This window comes from Nocardia sp. JCM 34519.1, assembly GCF_020361265.1.
Lineage (GTDB): Bacteria > Actinomycetota > Actinomycetes > Mycobacteriales > Mycobacteriaceae > Nocardia > Nocardia arthritidis_A.
The window spans coordinates 37,492-58,310 of sequence record NZ_JAIRBR010000031.1; the positions used below are offsets into that span (position 1 = coordinate 37,492).

Genomic DNA, 20,819 nt, shown 5'->3' on the forward strand with positions numbered 1-20,819 from the left:
ATCACCGCGACTCGGTGTCGGCGCCCGGCTTGCACGGTGTCGGCGTCCACTCGGGCAGTTCGGCGTCGTCCTTGAGCATGACCAGGGTGGTGGGCAGCCGCAGCTCCCATTCGTCGACGCAGACCTCCGCGTTCTCGGCGAAATTGCGGGCCTTGATCTCGGCGATGATCGAGACGTACTGATCGCTGAACATATCCGGGATCTCCTCGCCCATCCACACGTCACCGGTTTCGTGGAAGTGCGCGAGCGCGGCCTCGAAGCCGGGCCGCACCGGGATCACCACCCGCGCCGCGCCCGCCTTCAGGAAGGCCTCGAACTGCGGGTCGACGTCCTGGATCAGCACCAGCTCGCCCCAGCGGGCGCGACGGCCCCAGAAGTACGGGTAGTACAGGTACATCAGGTGTTCCCACTCGAAGGCGCGCTCGAAGAACGCGACGACGGCGCCCCAGGTCTTGACGTACTGCGGATCCGACGGGAACGCACCGGGATCGGGCGTCTGGAAGTACACCTGGCCGAAATGCTCGCTCATCAGCAGTTGGATGAACGCCTTCTTCAGCTCGTCGCGTTCGGCGGTGGCGTCGTGCGCCAGGCCCTGCGCCAACCCCATCTGGGCGCGCACCGCGGCCTGGAAGCGGGAGAGCTGATCGAGGTAGTCGGCGCGCTGGCGCTGATAGCCCTGCACGATCTGGGCGTGCGTCTTCAGCTGCCACTCTTCGATTTTCGGCCGATCGATGCGGCAGGTGATGCCGACGGCGAAGTTGTACTGCAGCATCTTGCGGAAGGTGTTGAAGGTCACCGGGATATCGCCGGTCTCGCCGTTCATCGGGAACGACTTGTTCAGCACATCGTTTTCCAGCTGCCGGACGAAAGTGTTTTCGCCGATGAAGAATTCGAAGATCCGGTTCTCGGTCTGGGTGGTGTCCACGACCTCGTGCGGATTGGTGTGCTGGACGTAGCCGCTGATCGCGCTGTAGTCGTTCGGAATCCGAATGGTGAACTGGCCGAACTGCTGTGCGTCGAACGACGACCCGTACGCCTGGATTTTGCGAGCTATATCGTTGCTGTCGGCGTGCCCGACCACGGTGGTGATCTCGTCCGGCGGCGGGGTGACCGATCCGGTGACGCCGTACTGCGCGGCCCAGACCATGTAGTTGCCCGCGTTGAGATCGCCGGGTTGCACCGTCGGCGCCACCGGCCGGACCAGCTGGTAATTCTCCGGCTGCGCAGCGGTTTTCAGCGATTCGATCAGGAAGGACGCGGGCTCGGGCAGCACCACGTCGTACATCAGCCGCTTGCCGTAGTTGAGCACGCGGGTCTTGTACTTCTTGTCCACCCACTGGTAGATGCCGCGAATCGGGCGCAGACCCTTGGAGTTGTCGAGCTGATGCTCGGCCTCCTCGGTGTACACCTTCTTTTCCCGTTGCACGCGTTGCTGTTTCACCTGCTGGGTGAGCGAGTTCACGGCACGATCGGTGACGCTGCGGGCATAGTCGGTCTTGCTGTTCTCCACCAGCCTGCCGTAGGTGCTGGTCGAGGTCTGGTCCGAGGTGGCGGTGCTCTGCTGGCTCGCCTCTTTCTGTGTCTCGGAGACCATTTCGTTGCGGTCGGTGGTCTGGGTGTCGCGCTCGTCGGTCTGGGTGGTTTCGGTCTCCTGGGTGACGATCAGCTCGGAGGTCTCCTCGCGCGTTGTCGTCTTCTTCAGCAGCTCACCGGGCAGCACATTCTCGATATGCGAAATGTCCGCGGCCACATAGCCGATGAGCTCCTGGCGGACCACCTGCAGATCGCCGACGCCGACCGGACGGGTGACGGCATGGCTGAAGTCCGGCGGCGGCGGATCGGCGGCGGCCACCTCCGCCTGGGCGGGCTGCACCGCGAATACGTTCGCGCCCAGGCGATAGGTGCGCAGCGGCGCGGGCACCTTGTTCGGCTCCACCTCGCGCGACACCGCGACCCAGCGCCGCTTGACCACGTCGAGGATGTCGGCGAAAGAGGCGGCCGAGGTATCGCCGAGTTCGGTCCGAAGCCGTTCGCGGACAACGCCATCCATCGAGGCGACGATTTCGGGCGCCACGGTGAGCACGGCCCGTGCCGCCGATGCGGTCGCGCTGGCCGTCGGCTGGCCGTCCGGCGCGGCGATATCGGCGTGCGGCGTTGCCGGGGCGCTGATCGCGAGCCGGTCGGGGCGAACGGTCAGTAGGGTCTCGTACGCGCCGCGCAACGAATCCTGTTCGGCCAGCATCGATTCGCGGTGCGCCGCGGACTCGTCGTGTGCGGCGGGCGCGGCCTGCGAGGCCGCGGCGGGCGGTTGCGGCAGGAAGACCTTGGGGATCCGCACGGGTCGGTCCAGCAGCGCGCGAATGTGTTCGATCGTCAAGGGTGTCACGTGACCGGCGGCGAAATCGACGATGAACGCGATCACCTGGCGCATGGCGGTGATCGACGGCGCGTCGACCAGATCGAACCGGGTGGTGAGCTTCACCGCGACCAGCACATCGCCGGATACATCGCGCTCAGCCGGAAACTGTTGCGAGGCGACAAGATCGGCGGCGTTCTGCCCGAATACATCCTTGATCGCGGCATCCACCTGCGCCGCCGTCGGTTGCGGCGGGCAGGGCAGCGCGAGCAGTTTCGCCCGCAGCGCACCGTATTTCGCCAGGCGCGCGAGTCCGGGATCGGCCAATGCGGCCGGTGTGATGGATGCCGAGGACGGTCCGTTGATGACGGTGCCGAGGTATTGCTCGGCCTTGGCGCGCACCGCGGTATAGGGCGCGCCGGAGTGGATCAGATCGCGCAACGCGTTTTGAAACGCCGACTGCGATGTCAGGTCGATCGAATCGGTGTCGCCGGACACCACGAACGCCTGCTGGATGAAACGGAACAGCTCAACCATGGTGCAACCCCCAGATCGGCCGAGCGACGGGCCGCGCTGGCGCTGCGTGGGTCATGGAAGGATTCCCGCCCCCGCGTCGATCGACCGCCCCATGGTGCGCCGGAGGTTCCGCGCGCGGAAGGGTCCGATCCGCTGAGCGGACTCAATACATCATGCGCGGATCCAGATAATGTTTGAACTCCAGCAGATTGTTCGACGGGTCCCGCAGCACCATGGTCAGGTGTTCCTCGACGGTTCCGGTGAACCGGGTGCTCGGTTCGGCGAAGAACGGCAGCTTGCGAATTTCGGCCAGGCGCACGAGCCGGTCGAAATCCGCTTTCTCGCGGAAGGTCACGCCGAAATGCCGCGGATACATCTGCGGATCGCGGTCGATCTTGTCCGACAGATGGCACACCACCTGGTCGCCGAAGAAATCGAGGGTGATCCGGTCCGGATAGCGGCGGGCCAGCTTCGCGCCGAGCCCACGCACGTAGAAATCCTCGGCCGCGGCCAGATCGTCGGCGGGAATGGCCAGGTGAAAGGTGTCGTGCATATCACGCATCCGCGGCCTCCTCGGTGTGCTGGAAATCGGTGAGTGTGTCGGCGCGCAGCCCCAAGCGCAGCGTTTCCAGGCCGATCACGTCGCCGGTGTGGATATTGCCCAGGTTGACCTGCGGGCCGAGCCGCCGCAGCAGATAGATCTGCAATTCCTTGGTCGGCGCCTCGAACATCACCCGGTCGATATCGATACCGGACGCGGCGATGGTCTCGATCAACTCGTGGCGCGGTTCGCCGTTCGGCAGGCCGATACCGCTGCGCCCACTCTCGCGCGCCTCGGCGATCACCAGATCGGCGCCCGCGTCGAGATCCTCGCGGATGCATTCGACCCAGGATCGCGGCGTGAGCTCCCGCGCCGGATCCTTGAATCCGACCTCGGACAGCACGGTGAATTCCTCGGCGAAGCGCCGGATATAGCTCGCCTTGTCCGAATTCGGCAGCGGGATGGTCCCATTGGAGATCTCCACGGTGGTCGCGCCCGCATCGCTGCACAGCTTGTACCATTCGTCGACCCTGTCGTTGCTCAGGAACTTTTCGAAAAGCGTTCCACCGAAATAGAATTCGATGCCGTGCTCGCGTGCCGCGTCGGCCTTGCCGAGGATGTCCGCGGTGGCGAGGCAGGTGCCCCAGCCGAACTTCACCAGGTCGATCAGATCGCCGTAGCTGGTCATGATGTCGGCGAAGTAGCCGGTGGGCAGTCCCGGATCGATGACCATCGTGCGGCCTCGGCGGCGCGGTTTGGCGTCCCGGCTCGGGAGCGTCAGGGTGTGGGCGAACATACGACCTCCTTCGAGGCGCCATCGCTGGGCGCCGGACTGCGAAATCGGTTGGGTACCAGGATGAATGGATCGGTCCGCAGCATCGGGCGCCCGGTGAGCCAGCGGCTGGCCGGTATCCGGCGCAGCACCTCGGCGCCGACCGGCGTCAGCGCGACGACCAGCAGATACAGCACGATGGTGCGGCCGGGCTGCCCGGATGCGGGCACCGTCTGGAGGAGGATGTCGAGCACGAGGGGATGTAGGAGGAAGACGCCGAACGAACGGTCCGCCCCGTAGCGGACCAGTCGGGCCGCCATGCCCTGTTCGCGTCGGTGCGCCGCCCAGCGCGTGGTGATCAGATAGAGGCAGGCCGCGATGGCGACGAACCAGATGGTCAGCTGCGGTAGGAATACGTCACTGGCCCCCCAGGGCGGCTGGCCGCCGTGTATCGCGATCAGGTAATTCCATTCCGCCGCAACGGCTGCCAGCAGCGTCACCGCGACGATCGCACGGGCGTGCCCGCGTAGGAACGCGTTGACGGCATCGATATGCCACGCGGTAACCGCGCCGAGCACGGTGAAGAACTGATACGGAAAGACGGTGGCGTACAGGTGCGTCCAGATCTGGCCCGGAACACCGACGGTGAACGGCGGATGCGCGAGATACCACAGCAGCGGCAAATGCAGTGCGGCACTTGCCGCAAGCACCCACCGGTGCCGCCCCTCGGTGGCCCGCAACAGCTTTCGCAGCAGCGGGAACAGCAGATACGCCTGCATGGTGACCAGCAGGAAATACAGGTGGTAGTAGGCCGTCCCGGAGACGAGGTCGAGTCCGAGCCGCCCCAGCAACCGGCTCGCCGAGCCGGTGTTCTGTCCGGTATGGATCGTGTACGCCCAATACACCACGGACCAAACGACATACGGAATGCCGACCAGCCCGAGGCGCCGCCGCCAGAAGCCGCCTGCGCGCAGCGGACCGTCGGCGAACTGGTAGACGAGCACGAATCCGGTCAGCGCGAAGAAGGCGTTGCGGGTGAAGTGCAGCAGGATGAGTGCCGCGTTGGCGGGTACGCTGCCGGGATCGTTCGCCTTGTCGGTGACGTGCACGGCGATGACGCAGGCGAAAACGAGGATGCGGAACAGATCCAGCTGCGGCAGCTGTGGACGCCGCCGCCGTTCGACGGTGGTCGGCCGAATCACGGTGGTGGACATCATGTTCCGCCGCGCACCGCATCGGCCCGGTCGCGCAGCAGGTGTCTGCGGACCTTGCCGGTCGGCGAGCGCGGGAACTCGTCGACGAACCGGATCTCCACCGGGCGCTTGAACGGGGTGAGCTGTCGCGCGCAGCGCTGGTGCAGGCGCTCGGCCAGCGCGTCGCCGTCGCCGTCCGGCGCGGACGGAATGGCGAAAGCGACCGGCACATAACCGAGTACGGGATCGCGGCGGCCGATCACCACCACCTCGCGCACGCCGGGATCGGGGAGCAGCACTTCCTCGATCTCCCGCGGGTAGAGCAGTTCGCCGCCGCGATTGATCACATCGTCCGCGCGGGCGGTCAAGTAGACGTATCCGGCGTCATCGACGCGCCCGAGGTCACCGGTGTCCAGCCAGCCCGCGTCGTCGAAGCAGTCGCGTGCGCTTCCGCCGAGGTAGCCGCCGATCACGCCGTCGCCGCGAATATGCACGCGGCCAATGGATCCGGGCGGCAGCGTCATGCCGTCGCGGTCCCGGATCTCGAGCTCGACGCGTACGGGCCGCCCGCACGATCCCGGCGGCGCGGATCCGTCCAACGGTGTGGCGGTGATCTGGCTCGCCGCCTCGGTCATGCCGTAGCTCTCGACGATCGGCAGGCCGGTGCGTTCGGCGATACCGGATCGCACCGCGGCGGGAAGCGGGGCCGAGGCGGAACGGATGAACCGCAGTGCGCCAACGGATTCCGGCGCTGGGCCGGCGGCGAGCACCGCGAGCATGGCGGGGACCGCGTTGAGCCAGGTGATCCGCCGGGCCGCCAGCAGCGGCCAGAATCCGGATGCGCGAAACCGGCGGTTGAGCACCAGGCAGCCACCGGCGATCGAGGTGGCAAGCAGCGCAACGACTTCGGCATTGATATGGAACAGCGGCAGGCAGTTGTATCCGCGGTCTGCGGCGGTGAGCCGATGGTGCTCGGCCACCGCGCGGGCGACGTGCAGCAGCCGATGTTCGCTCAGCAGAACCTGTTTCGGTTCACCGGTGGAACCCGAGGTGGACAGCAATACCGAACCGCGTCCGGCATACCGCACCGGGTAGGTGTCCGGCGGCGGGGTTGGGTCGTCGAGCGACAGCGGCGGAATGCCCAGCGCGGCGGCCAGTTCCGGGCGCGCGGTCACCGCGGCGATCGGGTGAACCGCCCGCAGTGTCCGCCGCAATTCCGCGACCGGGGCCCGCGGATCCACCGGTAGCGCGCAGCGGCCGCAGGCGATTATCGCGAGGAAGGCGACCGCGAAGGATAGCGGGTCGGCCAGATCCACCACCACGATCGCGCCGGGCCCGGCGCCCAGCGAGTCGAGGCGGCGGGACCAGGCGCTCGCCGCGCCGGGCAGTTCGCGATAGGTGATCGTCCGGCCGTCACGCGCATCCTCCAGGAAGGTCCGCTCGTTGGCCCGCTCGGTCAGCAGGTCCGCGAATGTTCCTGTGGGCGAAGGGTTCTCGCCTGGCTTGTGGCGCTCGGCGATCGCATCCATTCCCATATCGTTCTCGCCGAAGCTGTGACATCAGTGCCCCGGTTCTGTGAACTTGCTGTGCGGGCGCGGCGGGCGGGCGAATTGGGCGGCCACACCGATCCAGGGCGTCAGCTGTGGATGGGATGCGTCGGCCTGTCGGTGTGTGATTGCGTGGCGAGCTTGTCGGCGGCTGTCACGGGCCGGGCCGGTTCGGTGTTCGACAGCAGTCCGTCCGCGCGTATCTGCTCGGCGAGTTGTTCCGCGATCCACCGATGCCCGGCGGCAGTCGGATGCAGGCCGTCGGCGAGGCGGGGGAAATGCCAGCCCGCCGCGAGCGGATCGAAGACGGACACCTGTGGATCCGCGGCACGGGCGGCGGCCACGATGGCGGCATCGGTATCCCACACGGACTTCGCCGGATGGTCCCCGGTGGGAAACACCGTGAGCACACCGATCGCCGCTCCTGGCGATTCGGCCTGGATCTGCCCGATCAGCCGCTCGACCGCGACGCGCAGCATCGGTTCGGGCTGGTCGATATCGTTGTGTCCGGATTGCACGATGACCAGCGCCGGACGCAGCCGCGCCAACCCCAGCTCCGGCAGCAGCCGCGCCATCGGCCCCCGCCCGTGCGCACCGACGGCTAGATAACCCGCGCCGGGTTCGGCGGCGACCACCGCGCGCAGGCCGAGCGCCGCCGCCAACACCTGCGGCCACGCCTGCGCCGGTGATTCGGCGCCCGTGCCGTAGGAGAAGGACGCACCGAGCACGGCGAGCGCGGGCAGTGTCGTCGCCGCTGCGTCGCGGATCACGGGTGGCGGGGCGGCTGGCTTAGAAGCAACCGGTCGCGATCTTGTTGCGACCAGACCGGCGTCGCACGAGACTATGAGCGATGGCAGCATTGCCAAACCGATGGCGAGCCAACGCATCAGAGTGCGACCCACGCCGACAGTCTGTCGGCGGGTGCGCCGGAGGTCAAGGAGAGAGCAGGCTACACGGTCGAAATGAGCCCGATGCGGATAGAAATCGTTGTCGAATCGATCGCCGGTGTCGAGATCGCGGCGCGCTGCGGCGCGGACCGGGTCGAACTGTGCGGCGCGCTGGCCGAAGGCGGGCTGACACCGAGCCAGGGATTGTTGGAGCTCGCCGTTCAGCGCGCGGAAAGCGTTGCGGTGCATCCGCTCATCCGGCCGCGGCCGGGCGATTTCCGGTATACGGCGGACGAACTCGCGGTGATGGTGCGCGATGTGCGCGCCGCGGTACAGGCGGGCGCGCACGGTGTCGTCGTCGGCGCCCTCGGACCGGACGGCCTGCTGGATCGCGCCGCCTGCGCTGCGGTGGTCGACGCGGCGGGAGACCGGCAGATCACCCTGCATCGCGCGATCGATGCCAGCGCGTCACCGCGACAGGTCCTGGATCAGGCGATCGAATTGGGCTTCACCCGGGTGCTCACCTCCGGCGCACGGCCACGGGCGATGGACGGCGCACCACTGATCGCGGAGTTGGTCACGCAGGCGGCCGGGCGCATCGCGATCATGGCGTGCGGCGGGGTAAGAGCCGCGAACGTCGCCCGAATCATCGCTGCCACAGGGGTTTCCGATATACACGCCGCAGTGCGCACCCCGGTGCGGGGCGCCGATGGCGAGGTGTCATTCGCCGGTATCGGCGTGCCGGACGGATTCGATCGCTTCGAAACCGACGCCGACGGTGTCTCAGCGCTGTGCGCAGCGTTACGCAGGTAGCCGGAACATATTGTCCGGCAACGGAATCAACCAGAGTCCGCGCATCGGTACCGGCGGGCGGCCGTCGCTCCAGTAGGGCATGGGCAGCGATTACCGCGATCGGATGGTGGTGAGTTCGTCGTAGCGGTGCAGGATTTCGAGGAAGCGGGGTGGGGCGGGGAAGGTGAAGGCATCCCGCATTCGGTGTAGTTGCGTTGCCAGACCTCGGTATTCGGACGTCGCCCAGTCCGGGTTGCCCGCGTGTAGTACCGGGTAGCAGGACAGGATCAGCCGATACCATTGCGCCAGTTCCGATGCCACCTGTTCGTCGGCGATCCGGTGTACTACGGCACGCCGGAGCGGTTCGGAATTGGCGACGCAGAGCCGGACGATCTGGGCCAGCTGATCGCGGGCGGTTCCGAGCTCGGGGAGTTCGGGGGTGAGCCGGGCCAGCAGTGCGTCCGCATCCTGCCAGCGCTCGATCTCGCCCAGCAGCAGCGCCAGATCGGCCAGCGGCGCAACGAGATCCGGCGCCAGCTGCACGGCCCGGCGCAGCGCCTGCTCGGCCAGCGGCAGCTCGCCCGCCGCCTTGGCGGCCAGACCGAGCCGATGGTTGATGTGGGCGTGCGCGGGTGCGGCGGCGGTGGCTCGGCGCGCGTAATCCAGTGCCTCGGTATGGTTTCCGAGCGCCTGCGCGATGGTGGAGGCCAGATACAGCCACAGCGAGGACGCCGGGTCGGCGCGCAGCCGGTCGCGGACCGTCTGCCGCGCCGCGATGAGATCGCCGGCCGCGACCTGCGCCGCGTACAGCGCCACCGGCCCCCGGGTATCGCCCTGATCGACCAGCATTCTGGCCCTTGCGATCTCGCCCGCGCCCTGCCGGGACCTGGTTCGCTGCAGGTTCTCCCGCCGAGTGGATTCCGTCGACCGATCGTAGACGTAGCGGGCGTTGCGGTCCGCCGGGCGCTGCGCGAGCACCGCGTACGCCAGTTCGGCCGCCTTCGCGCGCGCCGCGGCGCCGGAGAACTTCGACTCGTAGACTCGGCGCGCGAGTTCACCCTGTGCGGCAAGCAGTTCCGGGTCGGCTCCGGCCGCGCCCGGTCGGCTGAGATCGGTTTCGCCGAGCGCCGCCAGCGCCATCTCGTACAGTTCGGACAGCTCGCCGGGCAGGCCGACGCGCTCGATCACGCGGCAAACTCGTTGTAGTTGATCTTGTTTCGAATTCGTACGGATCAATTCCCGGACGGCCGAGCGTGATTCGGCGAAACGTCCGCGTCCGGCCCTGGCCAGCGCGAGCGGCAGCTCCGCGGCATCGCTGTACGGCGCCAGCCGCGCCGCCTCGAGCAGCGCCGGTTCGGCGGCCGCCCAGCGACCCGCCTGGCAGTGCCACCAGCCGAGGACGAGGTGTGCGGTGGCGTAATCCGGGGCCATATCGATGACGCGCAGCAGCCAGTCCATCGCCTCCGGCGCGTCCTGGTCGATGGCGTACAGCAATTCGGCCAGCGTGCACATCGGCCCAGGTAGTCGCGGTTCGAGTGCGACGGCGCGGCGCACGTAGGGCAGCCCGTGTTCGGGCAGGCCGCAGGCGAGCATGATGCCCGCCATGTAGTGCAGGCCGTCGATATGGTCCGGATTGTGCTCGAGCAGTGTCGCGGTAGCGGTGCGTGCCTCCGCGAAATGTTCACCCGCGTAAAGCTTTTCGATCGCGCGCAGCAGCGCGGACTCATCGGTGGGTTCGTGCGCGAGTACCTGGTCCAATATCTGCCGGGCCGCGCGTGCGGATCCCGCCACCCCGATAGCCGTTGCCCGCGTCGACAACTCTTCCAGCACCGGGCGACGCTATACCACCGCGCCCCCGCTCGGCAGCCCTGGACAACGATCCTTGACCGTCGCTTAACCTGATTCCGTCATTGCGGACGCGGCGCGAAAGTCGTTGTGGGCAACCGCGCCCGGTCTGGTCGAAGCTCCGAAGCCGCGCCCGGCGATGGTTACCGGATACGGACGAACCTATGAAATACCCGCGAATCCCGCCCGGCCAAGACTTGACTGGGTCATACTCTGGAATGTGTCCACGACTTCGGACTTCGAACGCATGTTGCGGGGCGCATCACTGCGGGTGACGGCGCCGCGGATGGCGGTGCTGAGCGCGGTGCACGAGCATCCGCATTCGGATACCGATTCCATCCTCGCTCATGTGCGCGAGAGCCTCGGTGCGGTCTCTCACCAGGCCGTTTACGACGTGTTGCGGGCTCTGACCGGCGCGGGTCTGCTCCGCCGGATCCAGCCGATGGGTTCGGTGGCGCGCTACGAGACCCGGGTCGGCGACAACCACCATCACGTCGTATGCCGCTCCTGCGGCGCCATCGCCGATGTCGACTGCGCCGTCGGCGAGGCGCCCTGCTTGACCGCATCCGACGACAACGGATTCGTCCTCGATGAGGCCGAAGTCATCTATTGGGGCCTGTGCCCCAGCTGCTCGACAGCGGAAAAAACCCGATCACAACCGTGATCACAGCCCGAAATACGCACCGGCGAAAGGAAATACCGTGGCCCAGGAACATCCGCCAATCGGAGAGGCCAGTACGGAACCGGCCGAAAGTGGTTGTCCCGTAGTCTCCGGTCGCCTCAAGTACCCCGCCGAGGGCGGTGGCAACCGCGACTGGTGGCCGAATCAGATCAATCTGAAGATCCTGCAGAAGAATCCGGCCGTCGCCAACCCCATGGGCGCCGACTTCGATTACGCGGCCGAGTTCAAGACCCTCGACCTCGCCGCGGTGAAGCAGGACATCATCGAGGTGATGACCACCTCGCAGGACTGGTGGCCCGCCGACTTCGGCCACTACGGCCCGTTCTTCATCCGGATGGCCTGGCACGCCGCGGGCACCTACCGGATCAACGACGGCCGCGGCGGCGCGGGCGCGGGCATGCAGCGCTTCGCACCGCTCAACAGCTGGCCCGACAACGCGAGCCTGGACAAGGCCCGCCGCCTGCTGTGGCCGGTCAAGCAGAAGTACGGCAAGAAGCTGTCCTGGGCCGACCTGATCGTCTACGCGGGCAACGTCGCGCTCGAGGATATGGGCTTCCAGACCTTCGGCTTCGGCGGCGGTCGCGTCGACCAATGGGAGCCCGAGGAGGACGTCTACTGGGGGCCGGAGCACACCTGGCTCGGCGACGAGCGCTACACCGGCAACCGGGATCTGGAGAGCCCGCTCGCCGCGGTGCAGATGGGCCTCATCTACGTGAATCCCGAAGGGCCCAACGGCAATCCGGATCCGTTGGCGGCGGCCATCGACATCAGGGAGACGTTCCGCCGGATGGCGATGAACGACGTCGAGACCGCGGCGCTCATCGTCGGCGGCCACACCTTCGGCAAGACGCACGGCGCGGGTGACGCCGCGCTCGTCGGCCCCGAGCCCGAGGCCGCCCCGCTGGAGGAACAGGGCCTCGGCTGGCGCAGCTCGTTCGGCACCGGCGTCGGCAAGGACGCCATCACCAGCGGTATCGAGGTCACCTGGACGCCGACCCCGACCAAGTGGGACAACACCTTCCTCGAGGTCCTCTACGGCAACGAGTGGGAGAAGACCAAGTCGCCCGCGGGCGCCTGGCAGTGGACCCCCAAGGACCCCGCGAAGGCGGGCACGGTGCCCGACGCGCACGAACCGGGCAAGACCCGGCTCCCCGCGATGCTCACCACCGATCTGTCGATGCGGTTCGATCCCATCTACGAACAGATCACCCGCCGCTGGCTGGAGCACCCGGAGGAACTGGCCGAGGAATTCGCCAAGGCCTGGTACAAGCTGACCCACCGCGATATGGGTCCGAAGGTCCGCTACCTCGGGCCGCTGGTTCCCGAGGAGACCCTGCTCTGGCAGGATCCGGTGCCCGCGGTGGACCACGAACTCGTCGGCGCCGCGGAGATCGCGGATCTGAAGAGCCGCATCCTGGCCTCGGGTTTGACCGTGCCGCAACTGGTTTCGACCGCGTGGGCGGCGGCCTCGTCGTTCCGCGGCAGTGACAAGCGCGGCGGCGCGAACGGCGGCCGGATCCGGCTGCAACCGCAGATCGGTTGGGAGGTGAACGAACCCGACGAGCTCGCGCAGGTGGTGCGGGTGCTGGAGGGTATCCAGGAGTCGTTCAACTCCGCCCAGACCGGCAATGTGCGGGTGTCGTTCGCCGACCTCGTCGTGCTCGGCGGTGTCGCGGCGGTCGAATCGGCCGCCAAGAGCGGCGGTTTCGACGTTCAGGTGCCGTTCACGCCGGGCCGCACGGATGCGACGCAGGAGAACACCGATGTGGAATCCTTCGCCGCGCTGGAGCCGACGGCCGACGGCTTCCGCAACTACCTCGGGAAGGGCACCCGGCTCCCGGCGGAGTACCTGCTGGTCGACAAGGCGAACCTGCTCACCCTGAGCGGGCCCGAGATGACGGTGCTCATCGGTGGTCTGCGCGTGCTCGGCGCGAACCACCAGCGTTCGCCGCTGGGCGTCTTCACCGACAACCCCGGCACGCTGAGCAACGACTTCTTCGTGAACCTGCTCGATATGGGCACGAAGTGGTCGCCGTCCCCGGCCGACGACGGCACCTACATCGGCACCGACCGCGCCACCGGCGCGGCCAAGTGGACCGGCAGCCGAGCCGATCTGATCTTCGGATCGAACTCCCAGCTGCGCGCCCTCGCCGAGGTATACGCCGCCGACGACGCGAAGCAGAAGTTCGTCGACGATTTCGTCGCCGCCTGGACCAAGGTGATGAACCTGGACCGCTTCGATCTGGCCTGATCCGCTGATGACGCCCGGTTCCCGACCTCGGGGGCCGGGTGTCTTTGCGTTGTGTGGGTTAGCTGCCCGCGCCCCGTTTGCTTCCGAATGTGCGGAGCAACATCTCGATCAATTCGTCGATGAATCTGTCATCGATATCTTCGCCGGTCACCAACACTCGGTAGTAGATCGGCCCGATGAGCCGGTCCAGTGCCGCGTCGATATCGGTCTCGGCGGCCAACTCGCCCCGGATCATCGCTCGCCGCAAGGGGATTCGGTCGCGCTCACGCTGCGGCAGCAGGCAGCGGTCGCGGAATGTGGTGGCGATCGCCGGATCGTGTTGCGTCTGGGCGATGAGGACGCGCAGCACCATGCCGGAGTCCGAGTCGCGTAGAAAATGGACGAGGTTGCGCAGGTGCGCCCGCAGGTCCCGATCCAGGGCGCCGAGGTCCGGTGGCACGAGATGTTCGGCCGCGTCGTCGAGGTAGGTGTCGACGAGGATGTCGGTCTTCGTCTTCCACCAGCGGTAGATCGTCTGCTTGGAGACGCCGGCCCGCAGCGCGAGTCCCTCGATGGTGAATCCGGCGAAGCCGCGTTCGGCGAGCAGATCGTCGGCGGCCTCCAACACCGCTTTGCGCGCGGATTCGCTACGGCCGTGCCGGTTTCCGTGGTGACGTTCGGGCCGGCCGGTCGTCTCGGTCGGGTGCATCGGGTGACCTCCTCGGGACAATGTACCCAAATTCTAGACTTGACGTAGCGTTGCGTCTACGCTGAAAATCGTTCTGCTGAGCAATGGTTCAGCGGCAGGTCGTCGATAACGCCTGTCACGCATCGAGATTCAGGAGTTGAAAATGCCGCTGCGCGAAGGTATCGGAGTCGCGGTGACCGTCGCTGGGCTTGCCGCGGCGGTTCCGTCGGTGTGGCAGACCGTCACCCACATCACCGACGAGACCTACCGCACGCCAGAGGTGCGCCACGGCGCCGGGCACGTGCAATACCACATGGCGCGCGAGGCGCTGATCACGCTCGGTTCGCTCGGCGTAATCGGTGTCGGGCTGCTCGCCGGACCCGGCCGCGGCCGGGTCCTGTGGCGCGCGATGGCCTGCGGCGCCGGCGGATTCGCCGCCGCGATGTGGTCCGGCGGGCCGACCACCGGCAAGTGGGCGCCCAACCGCAAGGCGCTGCTGATCCACGTCGCCTCGACCACGGGATTGCTCACCGGACTCGCGCTGCTGCGTCCAGCGCGCAACGGTGCCTAGGCTCGAATCCGTTGTGTGGGTTGTATTCTGCTGAGCAGTGGCTGCCCGCGCCCGCCCGCTTCCGATCGTTCCGGCGCCCACACCGCCGGGCGAGATGAGGACAAGGGGCTTCGCCTCGCGCGATGAATCTACTTGTGCTGTGCGCGTTTCGGCGATTCGGGAGTAGCGGCGGGGCGGTGTGGGGGCGTCGCCGTGGAAGGGATCGACCGTGACCACTGACAAGGCGCGTAAGCGGCAGGTGCGGGCACGGATGGCGCGGACGGGGGAGTCGTATACCGAGGCGGCCCGCGCGGTCGGGTGTGAATCCGGAAAGATCAGGCGGCCGGAGGATTTGGACGCGCTGCCCGGTGCGGCGCTGCCGGTGCCGGTCGCGGTGATGGTCGCGCGGAATTTCGCGGCGTCGGCGCAGCATCTCGCGGTCGCGCACCGACTGGCCACCGATCACGCCGCGCTCGCGGCCCGCGGCGCCGAAGTCGATTCGCTGGATGAGGCGAGTTCCCAAGTGCGGAAATGGATTTACCATCTGGAACGGTATGCCGAGCGGTCGGCGGTATCCTCGGGCGTGATCGCCGAACTGCCCGAGCTGCTTGGTGGGCGGGCGATTTCGCAGACCTTGTATCCGAGCCAGCACCTGTGGTGTGCGTCGGGTCCGCGCCGCTCGCTGCCGCAGCCCGGTGAGGATCCGGCTCGTGACCTGGCCGACAACGATCGGGTTCGGCATCTGCTCGGCGGGCGGGTGCCGACCACCCGGCTGGCCGATTCCGGCGAGGGCCAGCATCTGGTGAACGCGCGCGACGTGGTGCCCGGCACCCCGGCCGCGCCGATCTGGCGGGCGCACGAGGAGCTGAACCGCTACGCGGCGAACTGGACGCACCGCGCCGGCGACGCCCCCGGCGATCTGGCGGCCGCGCTCGAAGGCTGCGCGCAGGTGCTCGACGAGGTGGTCGAGGTCGCGGCCGGACTGCTCGCGGAGATACAGCGCCGCACCGAGGACGGCACCATGACCGGCGTCGACGTGGAACGGATCACGAAGGCGCGCAACGAGATAGACGTGGAACGCCTGCGTCGCCCGCGCACCGCCCTCCGCTCGGCACGGCGCGCGATCGATGGTGCGTTCGCCGCGCTCCCGGTGCCGCGCGGCGTCCGGGTGTCGGACAGTACGGCGCGCAAACTGTCCGGCAGCACGGCCGCCGAGATCCGCGATGAACTCGGCGGCGAGGTGGCGCTGAATATCCGCACCGGCAAGGTCGCCGCCCCGGAGACCGGCCGGGCCGCCGCGCTGGCGCGGGTCCTGGCCTGGATGCACTACACCGGCGCGGACACCTACGACCCGGACCGGCATGCGGCCGCGGATCCGGCCAGGGCGGAGGGCTGATCGCTCAGACGATCCCGCTGGTGATGCATACCGTCTCACAGCAGGTCGGAATGCCGTGCGCGCACGAATGCAGTTCTCTGGCCAGCAGCCGTGCGTGCCCGGCGCCCGGATCGGTTTCCGGAAGTTGTTGCAGCAGTGCGATATCGGTCGTCAGCCGCACTTCGGTGGAGTTGGGTGTCATCGATTCACCTCCTCCCGCGAAGCCGTCGCTCCACCATGCGTCGGCGACGGCCGCACCGACAGGCCCCGGTCCGTTCAGTGGACCTCCCCGGCATTGGCCAGGGTCGTATCGATGAAGGCCTGCGCGGCCGCGGTCAGCGGTCCGCTGCGGTGCACCAGCCACTGGGGGAGTCGTTCGGGCGGGTCGAAGCGATAGATCTCCGCCCCGGCGCGGCGGGCCAGGTATTCCCATCCGTCGGGCATTAGTCCGCAGCCGACGCCGCGCAACACCATCGGCAGCACGATGCTGCGGTCCCCGACCTCGGCGGCGATATGCAGGTCGCCGACCGCGGCGGCGAGCCGGTCGAACCGGGCCCGGACGGCCGTCGCCGATTGCGGCAGCACGAAGCTCATACCGCGCAGATCGTCGCGGGTCACCGTGCCGTTCGCGCCGAGCTGGGTGCCGGGCGGGGCGACGAGCAGGAAATCCTCGTCGCGCAGATAGTGCGCGACGAGCCCCTGCCCCGCCGGGCGTTCGGCGCTGCCGCACACCCCGGCCTCGCAGCGGCCGCGCAGCACGGTCGCGATCACCTCGGCCGCGGATAGCGCGGACCAGGTGCTGACCGTGACGCCGGGATGATCGTCGCGCAGTTGGGCAATCGTATTGATCACCGGTTCCAGCGCCGAGGACGAGGTGGCCGCGACATCGACCCGGCCGACGACGCCCGCGCCGACGGCCTGCGCGGCGGCCCGCAGCGCGTCCAGGTCGCGCAGCACCTGGCGGGCGCGGTCGGCCATCAGTTCGCCCGCGTTGCTCAGCACCGCGCTGCGGCCGACCCGGTGGAACAGCTCGACGCCGAGCTCTTTCTCCAGCTTGCCGATGGCGCGGGACAGCGAGGGCTGGGCCACCCGCAGGGCGCGGGCAGCGTGGGTGAAACCGCCGTGTTCGACGATCGCGACGAAGTATTCGAGCTGTCTGCGTTCCATGTCCTGACGCTATCGGTGTGGTGTTATAGATGTCTTGGACGCACGTGCCGTTCTCAGGCGATACTCAGCGGGTGTTCACCACGCGTCCCACATTGCAGGGCACCTTCGGGATGGTGTCGTCCACGCACTGGCTCGCCTCGGCCACCGCGCTCGCGGTACTCGAGAACGACGGCAATGCGTTCGACGCGGCGGTCGCCGCCGGATTCGTGCTCCACGTTGTCGAGCCGCATCTGAACGGACCCGGCGGTGAGGTTCCGGTAATTCTCGCACCCGCGGGCCAGGCGCCCAGGGTGCTGTGCGGCCAGGGCCCCGCCCCGGCGGGCGCGACGATCGAGCACTACACCGGACTCGGCCTGGACCTGGTGCCCGGCACCGGCCCGCTGGCCACCGCCGTGCCCGGCGCGTTCGACGCCTGGATGGTGCTGTTGCGTGATTACGGCACCAAGCGGCTGTCCGAAATCCTTTCCTACGCCATCGGTTACGCCGAGAACGGGCATCCGGCGGTGGAGCGGATCGGCGAAACCGTCGGCACCGTGCGGGAATTGTTCGAGACGGAGTGGACCACCTCGGCCGAGCTCTACCTGCGCGACGGCCGCGCGCCCGCACCCGGTGCGCTGCTGAAGAATCCGGCGCTGGCCGCCACCTGGCGCCGGGTGATCGCCGAGGCCGAGGCCGCGGGCTCCGATCGGGAGACGCAGATCGAGGCGGCGCGCAAGGTGTGGCGTGAGGGCTTCATCGCCGAGGCGATCGCCGAATTCGCGGCGAAGCCGACCATGGACACCTCCGGCGAACGGCACGCCGGCACGCTCACCGGTGACGATCTCGCGAATTTCGCTGCCTCCTACGAAGATCCGGTCACCTACGACTGGAACGGCTGGACCGTGGCCAAGCCGGGACTGTGGAGCCAGGGACCGGTGTTCCTGCAACAACTCGCGCTCCTGCCAGACCAACTCGAATACGGCACGCCGGAGTACTATCACACCCTCATCGAGGGCTCGAAGTTGGCCATGGCCGACCGGGAGGCGTGGTACGGCGACGGCACCGATGTCTCACTCGAAACGCTGCTGTCCCCGTACTACAACGTATGCCGCCGTTCCAAGATCGCGCCACGCGCCTCCTATGAGTTGCGGCCGGGTAGCCCGGATGGTCAGCGGCCCCGGCTGGGCCAGTATGCGAAGACGAATTCCGTTGCGCCCGCTGAACTTTCACTCGGCGTCGGGGAGCCGACGGTGGCCGCGACCGGCGCGACCCGCGGCGACACCTGTCACGTCGACGTGGTCGACCGCTGGGGCAATATGCTCGCGGCCACCCCGAGCGGCGGCTGGCTGCAATCGAATCCGGTTGTGCCGCAGCTCGGTTTCCCGCTCGGCACCCGCCTGCAGATGACCACCCTGGAACCGGGCCTGCCGAATTCGCTGCGGCCGGGCCGCCGTCCGCGCACCACGCTGAGCCCGACGCTCGCGCTGCGGGACGGCGTGCCGATCATGGCGTTCGGCACCCCGGGCGGCGATCAGCAGGATCAGTGGAGCCTGCACTTCTTCCTCGCCGTCGCGCTGCGCGAAAAGGTGCGCGGCGGCCTGGATCTGCAGGGCGCCATCGACGCGCCCAACTGGCATCAGGAGAGTTTCCCCGGCTCGTTCTACCCGCGCATGATGAATCCCGGTGCGGTGGTTGTGGAATCGCGGATCGGGGATGAGGTGATCGCCGATCTGCGCAGGCGTGGCCACCGGGTGACGGTCGGCGAGGCCTGGTCGGAGGGGCGGATGTGCGCGGTGGCCCGCGATCCGGAGACCGGTGTATTGTCAGCGGCCGCGAATCCTCGCGGTATGCAGGGCTACGCGGTGGGTCGATAACCGAATCAAGCAGCCGAATAGCGGTCCGGAAATGGCGCCGGACCGCTATTTCGCATGCCTTTTTGAAAATGACTTTCACGGTGATTGCCAGAAAAAGAACGGAATCCGAAAAGTGGAATTGGTGGGGGAGAAAAGTGAAAGACCTTGAAGTATGTTGTAGCGCATGCTGATCCGCTTCACCCGGATGGCGGCGCTCGTTGTGGCCGCCGCCATGTTCGCCGCATGTGCGCCGGCGCATCAAGCTCCTGAGGTCGCGACCGCGCACACCGACGATTTCGGCACACCGGTGGGTACGCGGCCGGTTCGCCAGGGTGGCGATCTGGTGATGGGGCTGTCCAACGATCCCGACCGCCTCGACCCATCCACCTCCAGCTCGCTCTACATGCGTTACGTCATGACCGCGGTCTGCGAGAAGCTCTACGACGTCGACCTGGCGGGCCGGATCGTGCCACAGCTGGCCACCGCGCTGCCCGATATCTCCTCCGACGGGTTGACGGTCACCATCCCGGTGCGCACCGGTATCAAGTTCGCCGATGGCACCGCATTCGACGCGCAGGCCGTGCAGACCAGCCTGCAACGTCACTTGACGATGAAGGGTTCGCAGCGCACCGGTGAGATGGGGCCGGTCGACGGCGTCGAGCTCGTCGACGCCACCCATGTCGCGATCAAGTACCGGCAGCCGTTCGCACCCATCACCGCCGCGCTGGCCGACCGCGCCGGCATGATCATGTCGCCCGCCGCGCTCAAGGCGGAGGGCGACAACTTCGGCGATCACCCGGTCTGCGTCGGCCCGTTCAAATTCGTCGACCGCGTGCCGGGCGTCTCGATCACGGTGGCCCGCGATCCGCTGTACTACGACGCGCAGAACGTGCACCTGGACACGATCACCTACAAGATCATGACCGATGCGTCGGCCCGCGCCGCGAGCCTGCGCACCGGTGAGATCCAGGTGGCCGACACCATGTCCCCGCAGGACATCGACGTACTGGCCAAGGATCCGCAACTGCATGTGCTGCAGACCGGTTCGCTCGGCTACCAAGGATTGACCATCAACATCGGCAATGTCGACGGCGTCGGCAAGCCGACCAAACAGATCGAGACGCCGCTCGCCAAGGATCCCCGTGTGCGGCTGGCGCTTTCGCTCAGCATCGACCGGAACAAGTTGGTGCACACGGTATGGAAGGACTGGTACGAGACGGCCTGCTCGCCGATCTCGCCGTCCAGTCCGTTCGCGACCAGAACCAGCACCGCATGCCCGGTCTTCGATCCGGATGCGGCGAAGAAGCTGCTCACCGAGGCCGGCGTGCAGATGCCGTACCCGATCGCGATGCATGTGATGAACATTCCGGATCAGCTCAACTACGCGCGGGCGCTACAGGCCAGCGCGGCACAGGGCGGTTTCGACATCCGGCTCATCCCAACCGATTACCCGACGCTGCTCGACATGCAGAAGCGCGGAAACTACGAGACACTGTTCCTCGGCTGGTCCGGCCGAATCGACCCGGACGCCAACACCTCCCGAATGTTGACCACCGGATCCACCGGTAACTACGGCGGTTTCAGCAACGCCACCCTCGACGAACTGTTGACCGCTGCCGCGAGCAGCACCAACACGGCCCAGCGGGCCGCCTTGTACGAGCAGGCGATGCAGGTCATCCATCGGGAGAACCCCTACATCTACACCTACCGTATTCGCAGCCTGACGGTGCATTCGACCAAGGTCACCGGCATCGAGGTGTACGCCGACGGCGCGGTACGGCTGGGCAACGCGGCCTATGTGACGGATTGGAAGGGCTGAAAAGCCATGTTGCGGTACCTGTTTCGG

Annotated in this window: 17 protein-coding genes; 7 read left to right on the forward strand and 10 right to left on the reverse strand. The window is 67.6% G+C overall.

All coding sequences use genetic code 11. The features are described 5' to 3' along the window. Position 1: 1 nt before the first annotated feature. From LGY53_RS40735 to LGY53_RS40760, 6 genes are all read right to left on the reverse strand, one after another. The gene (locus tag LGY53_RS40735) at positions 2-2,893 is read right to left on the reverse strand and encodes a hypothetical protein (protein WP_225732020.1); all 2,892 of its coding nucleotides are present in this window, start codon (positions 2,891-2,893) and stop codon (positions 2-4) included. A gap of 142 nt (positions 2,894-3,035) precedes the next feature. After that, positions 3,036-3,434: a VOC family protein gene (locus LGY53_RS40740; RefSeq protein WP_225732021.1), complete on the reverse strand. Its 399-nt coding sequence runs from the start codon at positions 3,432-3,434 to the stop codon at positions 3,036-3,038. Then, a complete protein-coding gene (locus tag LGY53_RS40745) occupies positions 3,427-4,209 on the reverse strand; it encodes a phosphosulfolactate synthase (protein WP_225732022.1) in 783 nt (260 codons plus the stop codon). The genes LGY53_RS40740 and LGY53_RS40745 overlap by 8 nt, the downstream gene beginning before the upstream one ends. After that, positions 4,191-5,402 carry an acyltransferase gene (locus LGY53_RS40750; protein WP_225732023.1) on the reverse strand — a complete coding sequence of 404 codons (1,212 nt, stop codon included), beginning with the start codon at positions 5,400-5,402 and terminating at the stop codon, positions 4,191-4,193. Before LGY53_RS40750 ends, LGY53_RS40745 begins: the two co-directional genes overlap by 19 nt. After that, on the reverse strand, positions 5,399-6,907 hold the full coding sequence (locus tag LGY53_RS40755; RefSeq protein ID WP_225732024.1) for a class I adenylate-forming enzyme family protein: 1,509 nt from the start codon (positions 6,905-6,907) through the stop codon (positions 5,399-5,401). Before LGY53_RS40755 ends, LGY53_RS40750 begins: the two co-directional genes overlap by 4 nt. Positions 6,908-7,014: 107 nt before the next feature. After that, entirely contained in the window at positions 7,015-7,695 is a 681-nt protein-coding gene (locus tag LGY53_RS40760) for an SGNH/GDSL hydrolase family protein (protein WP_225732025.1), read from the reverse strand. Between the two features lie 201 nt (positions 7,696-7,896). On the opposite strand from LGY53_RS40760, the gene LGY53_RS40765 reads away from it, so the two are divergent. Further along, positions 7,897-8,625, forward strand: coding sequence for a copper homeostasis protein CutC (locus LGY53_RS40765; RefSeq protein WP_225732026.1), 729 nt, complete (start codon positions 7,897-7,899; stop codon positions 8,623-8,625). Between the two features lie 90 nt (positions 8,626-8,715). Here the strand turns inward: LGY53_RS40765 and LGY53_RS40770 are convergent, their stop codons facing one another. Further along, complete coding sequence (locus tag LGY53_RS40770; RefSeq protein ID WP_225732027.1) at positions 8,716-10,434, reverse strand: tetratricopeptide repeat protein; 1,719 nt, start codon at positions 10,432-10,434, stop codon at positions 8,716-8,718. 235 nt (positions 10,435-10,669) lie between these two features. On the opposite strand from LGY53_RS40770, the gene LGY53_RS40775 reads away from it, so the two are divergent. Further along, the gene (locus LGY53_RS40775; RefSeq protein ID WP_167476911.1) at positions 10,670-11,113 is read left to right on the forward strand and encodes a Fur family transcriptional regulator; all 444 of its coding nucleotides are present in this window, start codon (positions 10,670-10,672) and stop codon (positions 11,111-11,113) included. A gap of 37 nt (positions 11,114-11,150) precedes the next feature. Continuing rightward, positions 11,151-13,382 carry a catalase/peroxidase HPI gene (gene katG, locus LGY53_RS40780; protein WP_225732028.1) on the forward strand — a complete coding sequence of 744 codons (2,232 nt, stop codon included), beginning with the start codon at positions 11,151-11,153 and terminating at the stop codon, positions 13,380-13,382. A gap of 58 nt (positions 13,383-13,440) precedes the next feature. On the opposite strand, the gene LGY53_RS40785 is transcribed toward katG, so the two are convergent. Beyond that, entirely contained in the window at positions 13,441-14,070 is a 630-nt protein-coding gene (locus LGY53_RS40785) for a TetR/AcrR family transcriptional regulator (protein WP_225732029.1), read from the reverse strand. Between the two features lie 142 nt (positions 14,071-14,212). On the opposite strand from LGY53_RS40785, the gene LGY53_RS40790 reads away from it, so the two are divergent. Then, positions 14,213-14,620 carry a hypothetical protein gene (locus tag LGY53_RS40790; RefSeq protein ID WP_225732030.1) on the forward strand — a complete coding sequence of 136 codons (408 nt, stop codon included), beginning with the start codon at positions 14,213-14,215 and terminating at the stop codon, positions 14,618-14,620. 208 nt (positions 14,621-14,828) lie between these two features. After that, positions 14,829-15,995, forward strand: a complete 1,167-nt coding sequence (locus tag LGY53_RS40795; protein ID WP_225732031.1) for a hypothetical protein — start codon at positions 14,829-14,831, stop codon at positions 15,993-15,995. A 4-nt stretch (positions 15,996-15,999) separates the two neighbouring features. Here LGY53_RS40795 and LGY53_RS40800 read toward each other — a convergent pair whose 3' ends face one another. Beyond that, positions 16,000-16,176, reverse strand: a complete 177-nt coding sequence (locus LGY53_RS40800) for a hypothetical protein (protein WP_225732032.1) — start codon at positions 16,174-16,176, stop codon at positions 16,000-16,002. Positions 16,177-16,250: 74 nt separating this feature from the next. Further along, complete coding sequence (locus LGY53_RS40805) at positions 16,251-17,141, reverse strand: LysR family transcriptional regulator (RefSeq protein WP_225732033.1); 891 nt, start codon at positions 17,139-17,141, stop codon at positions 16,251-16,253. Between the two features lie 71 nt (positions 17,142-17,212). On the opposite strand from LGY53_RS40805, the gene LGY53_RS40810 reads away from it, so the two are divergent. Continuing rightward, on the forward strand, positions 17,213-18,994 hold the full coding sequence (locus tag LGY53_RS40810; protein WP_308103100.1) for a gamma-glutamyltransferase: 1,782 nt from the start codon (positions 17,213-17,215) through the stop codon (positions 18,992-18,994). Between the two features lie 163 nt (positions 18,995-19,157). Then, entirely contained in the window at positions 19,158-20,792 is a 1,635-nt protein-coding gene (locus LGY53_RS40815) for an ABC transporter substrate-binding protein (protein ID WP_225732035.1), read from the forward strand. Positions 20,793-20,819 lie beyond the last annotated feature (27 nt).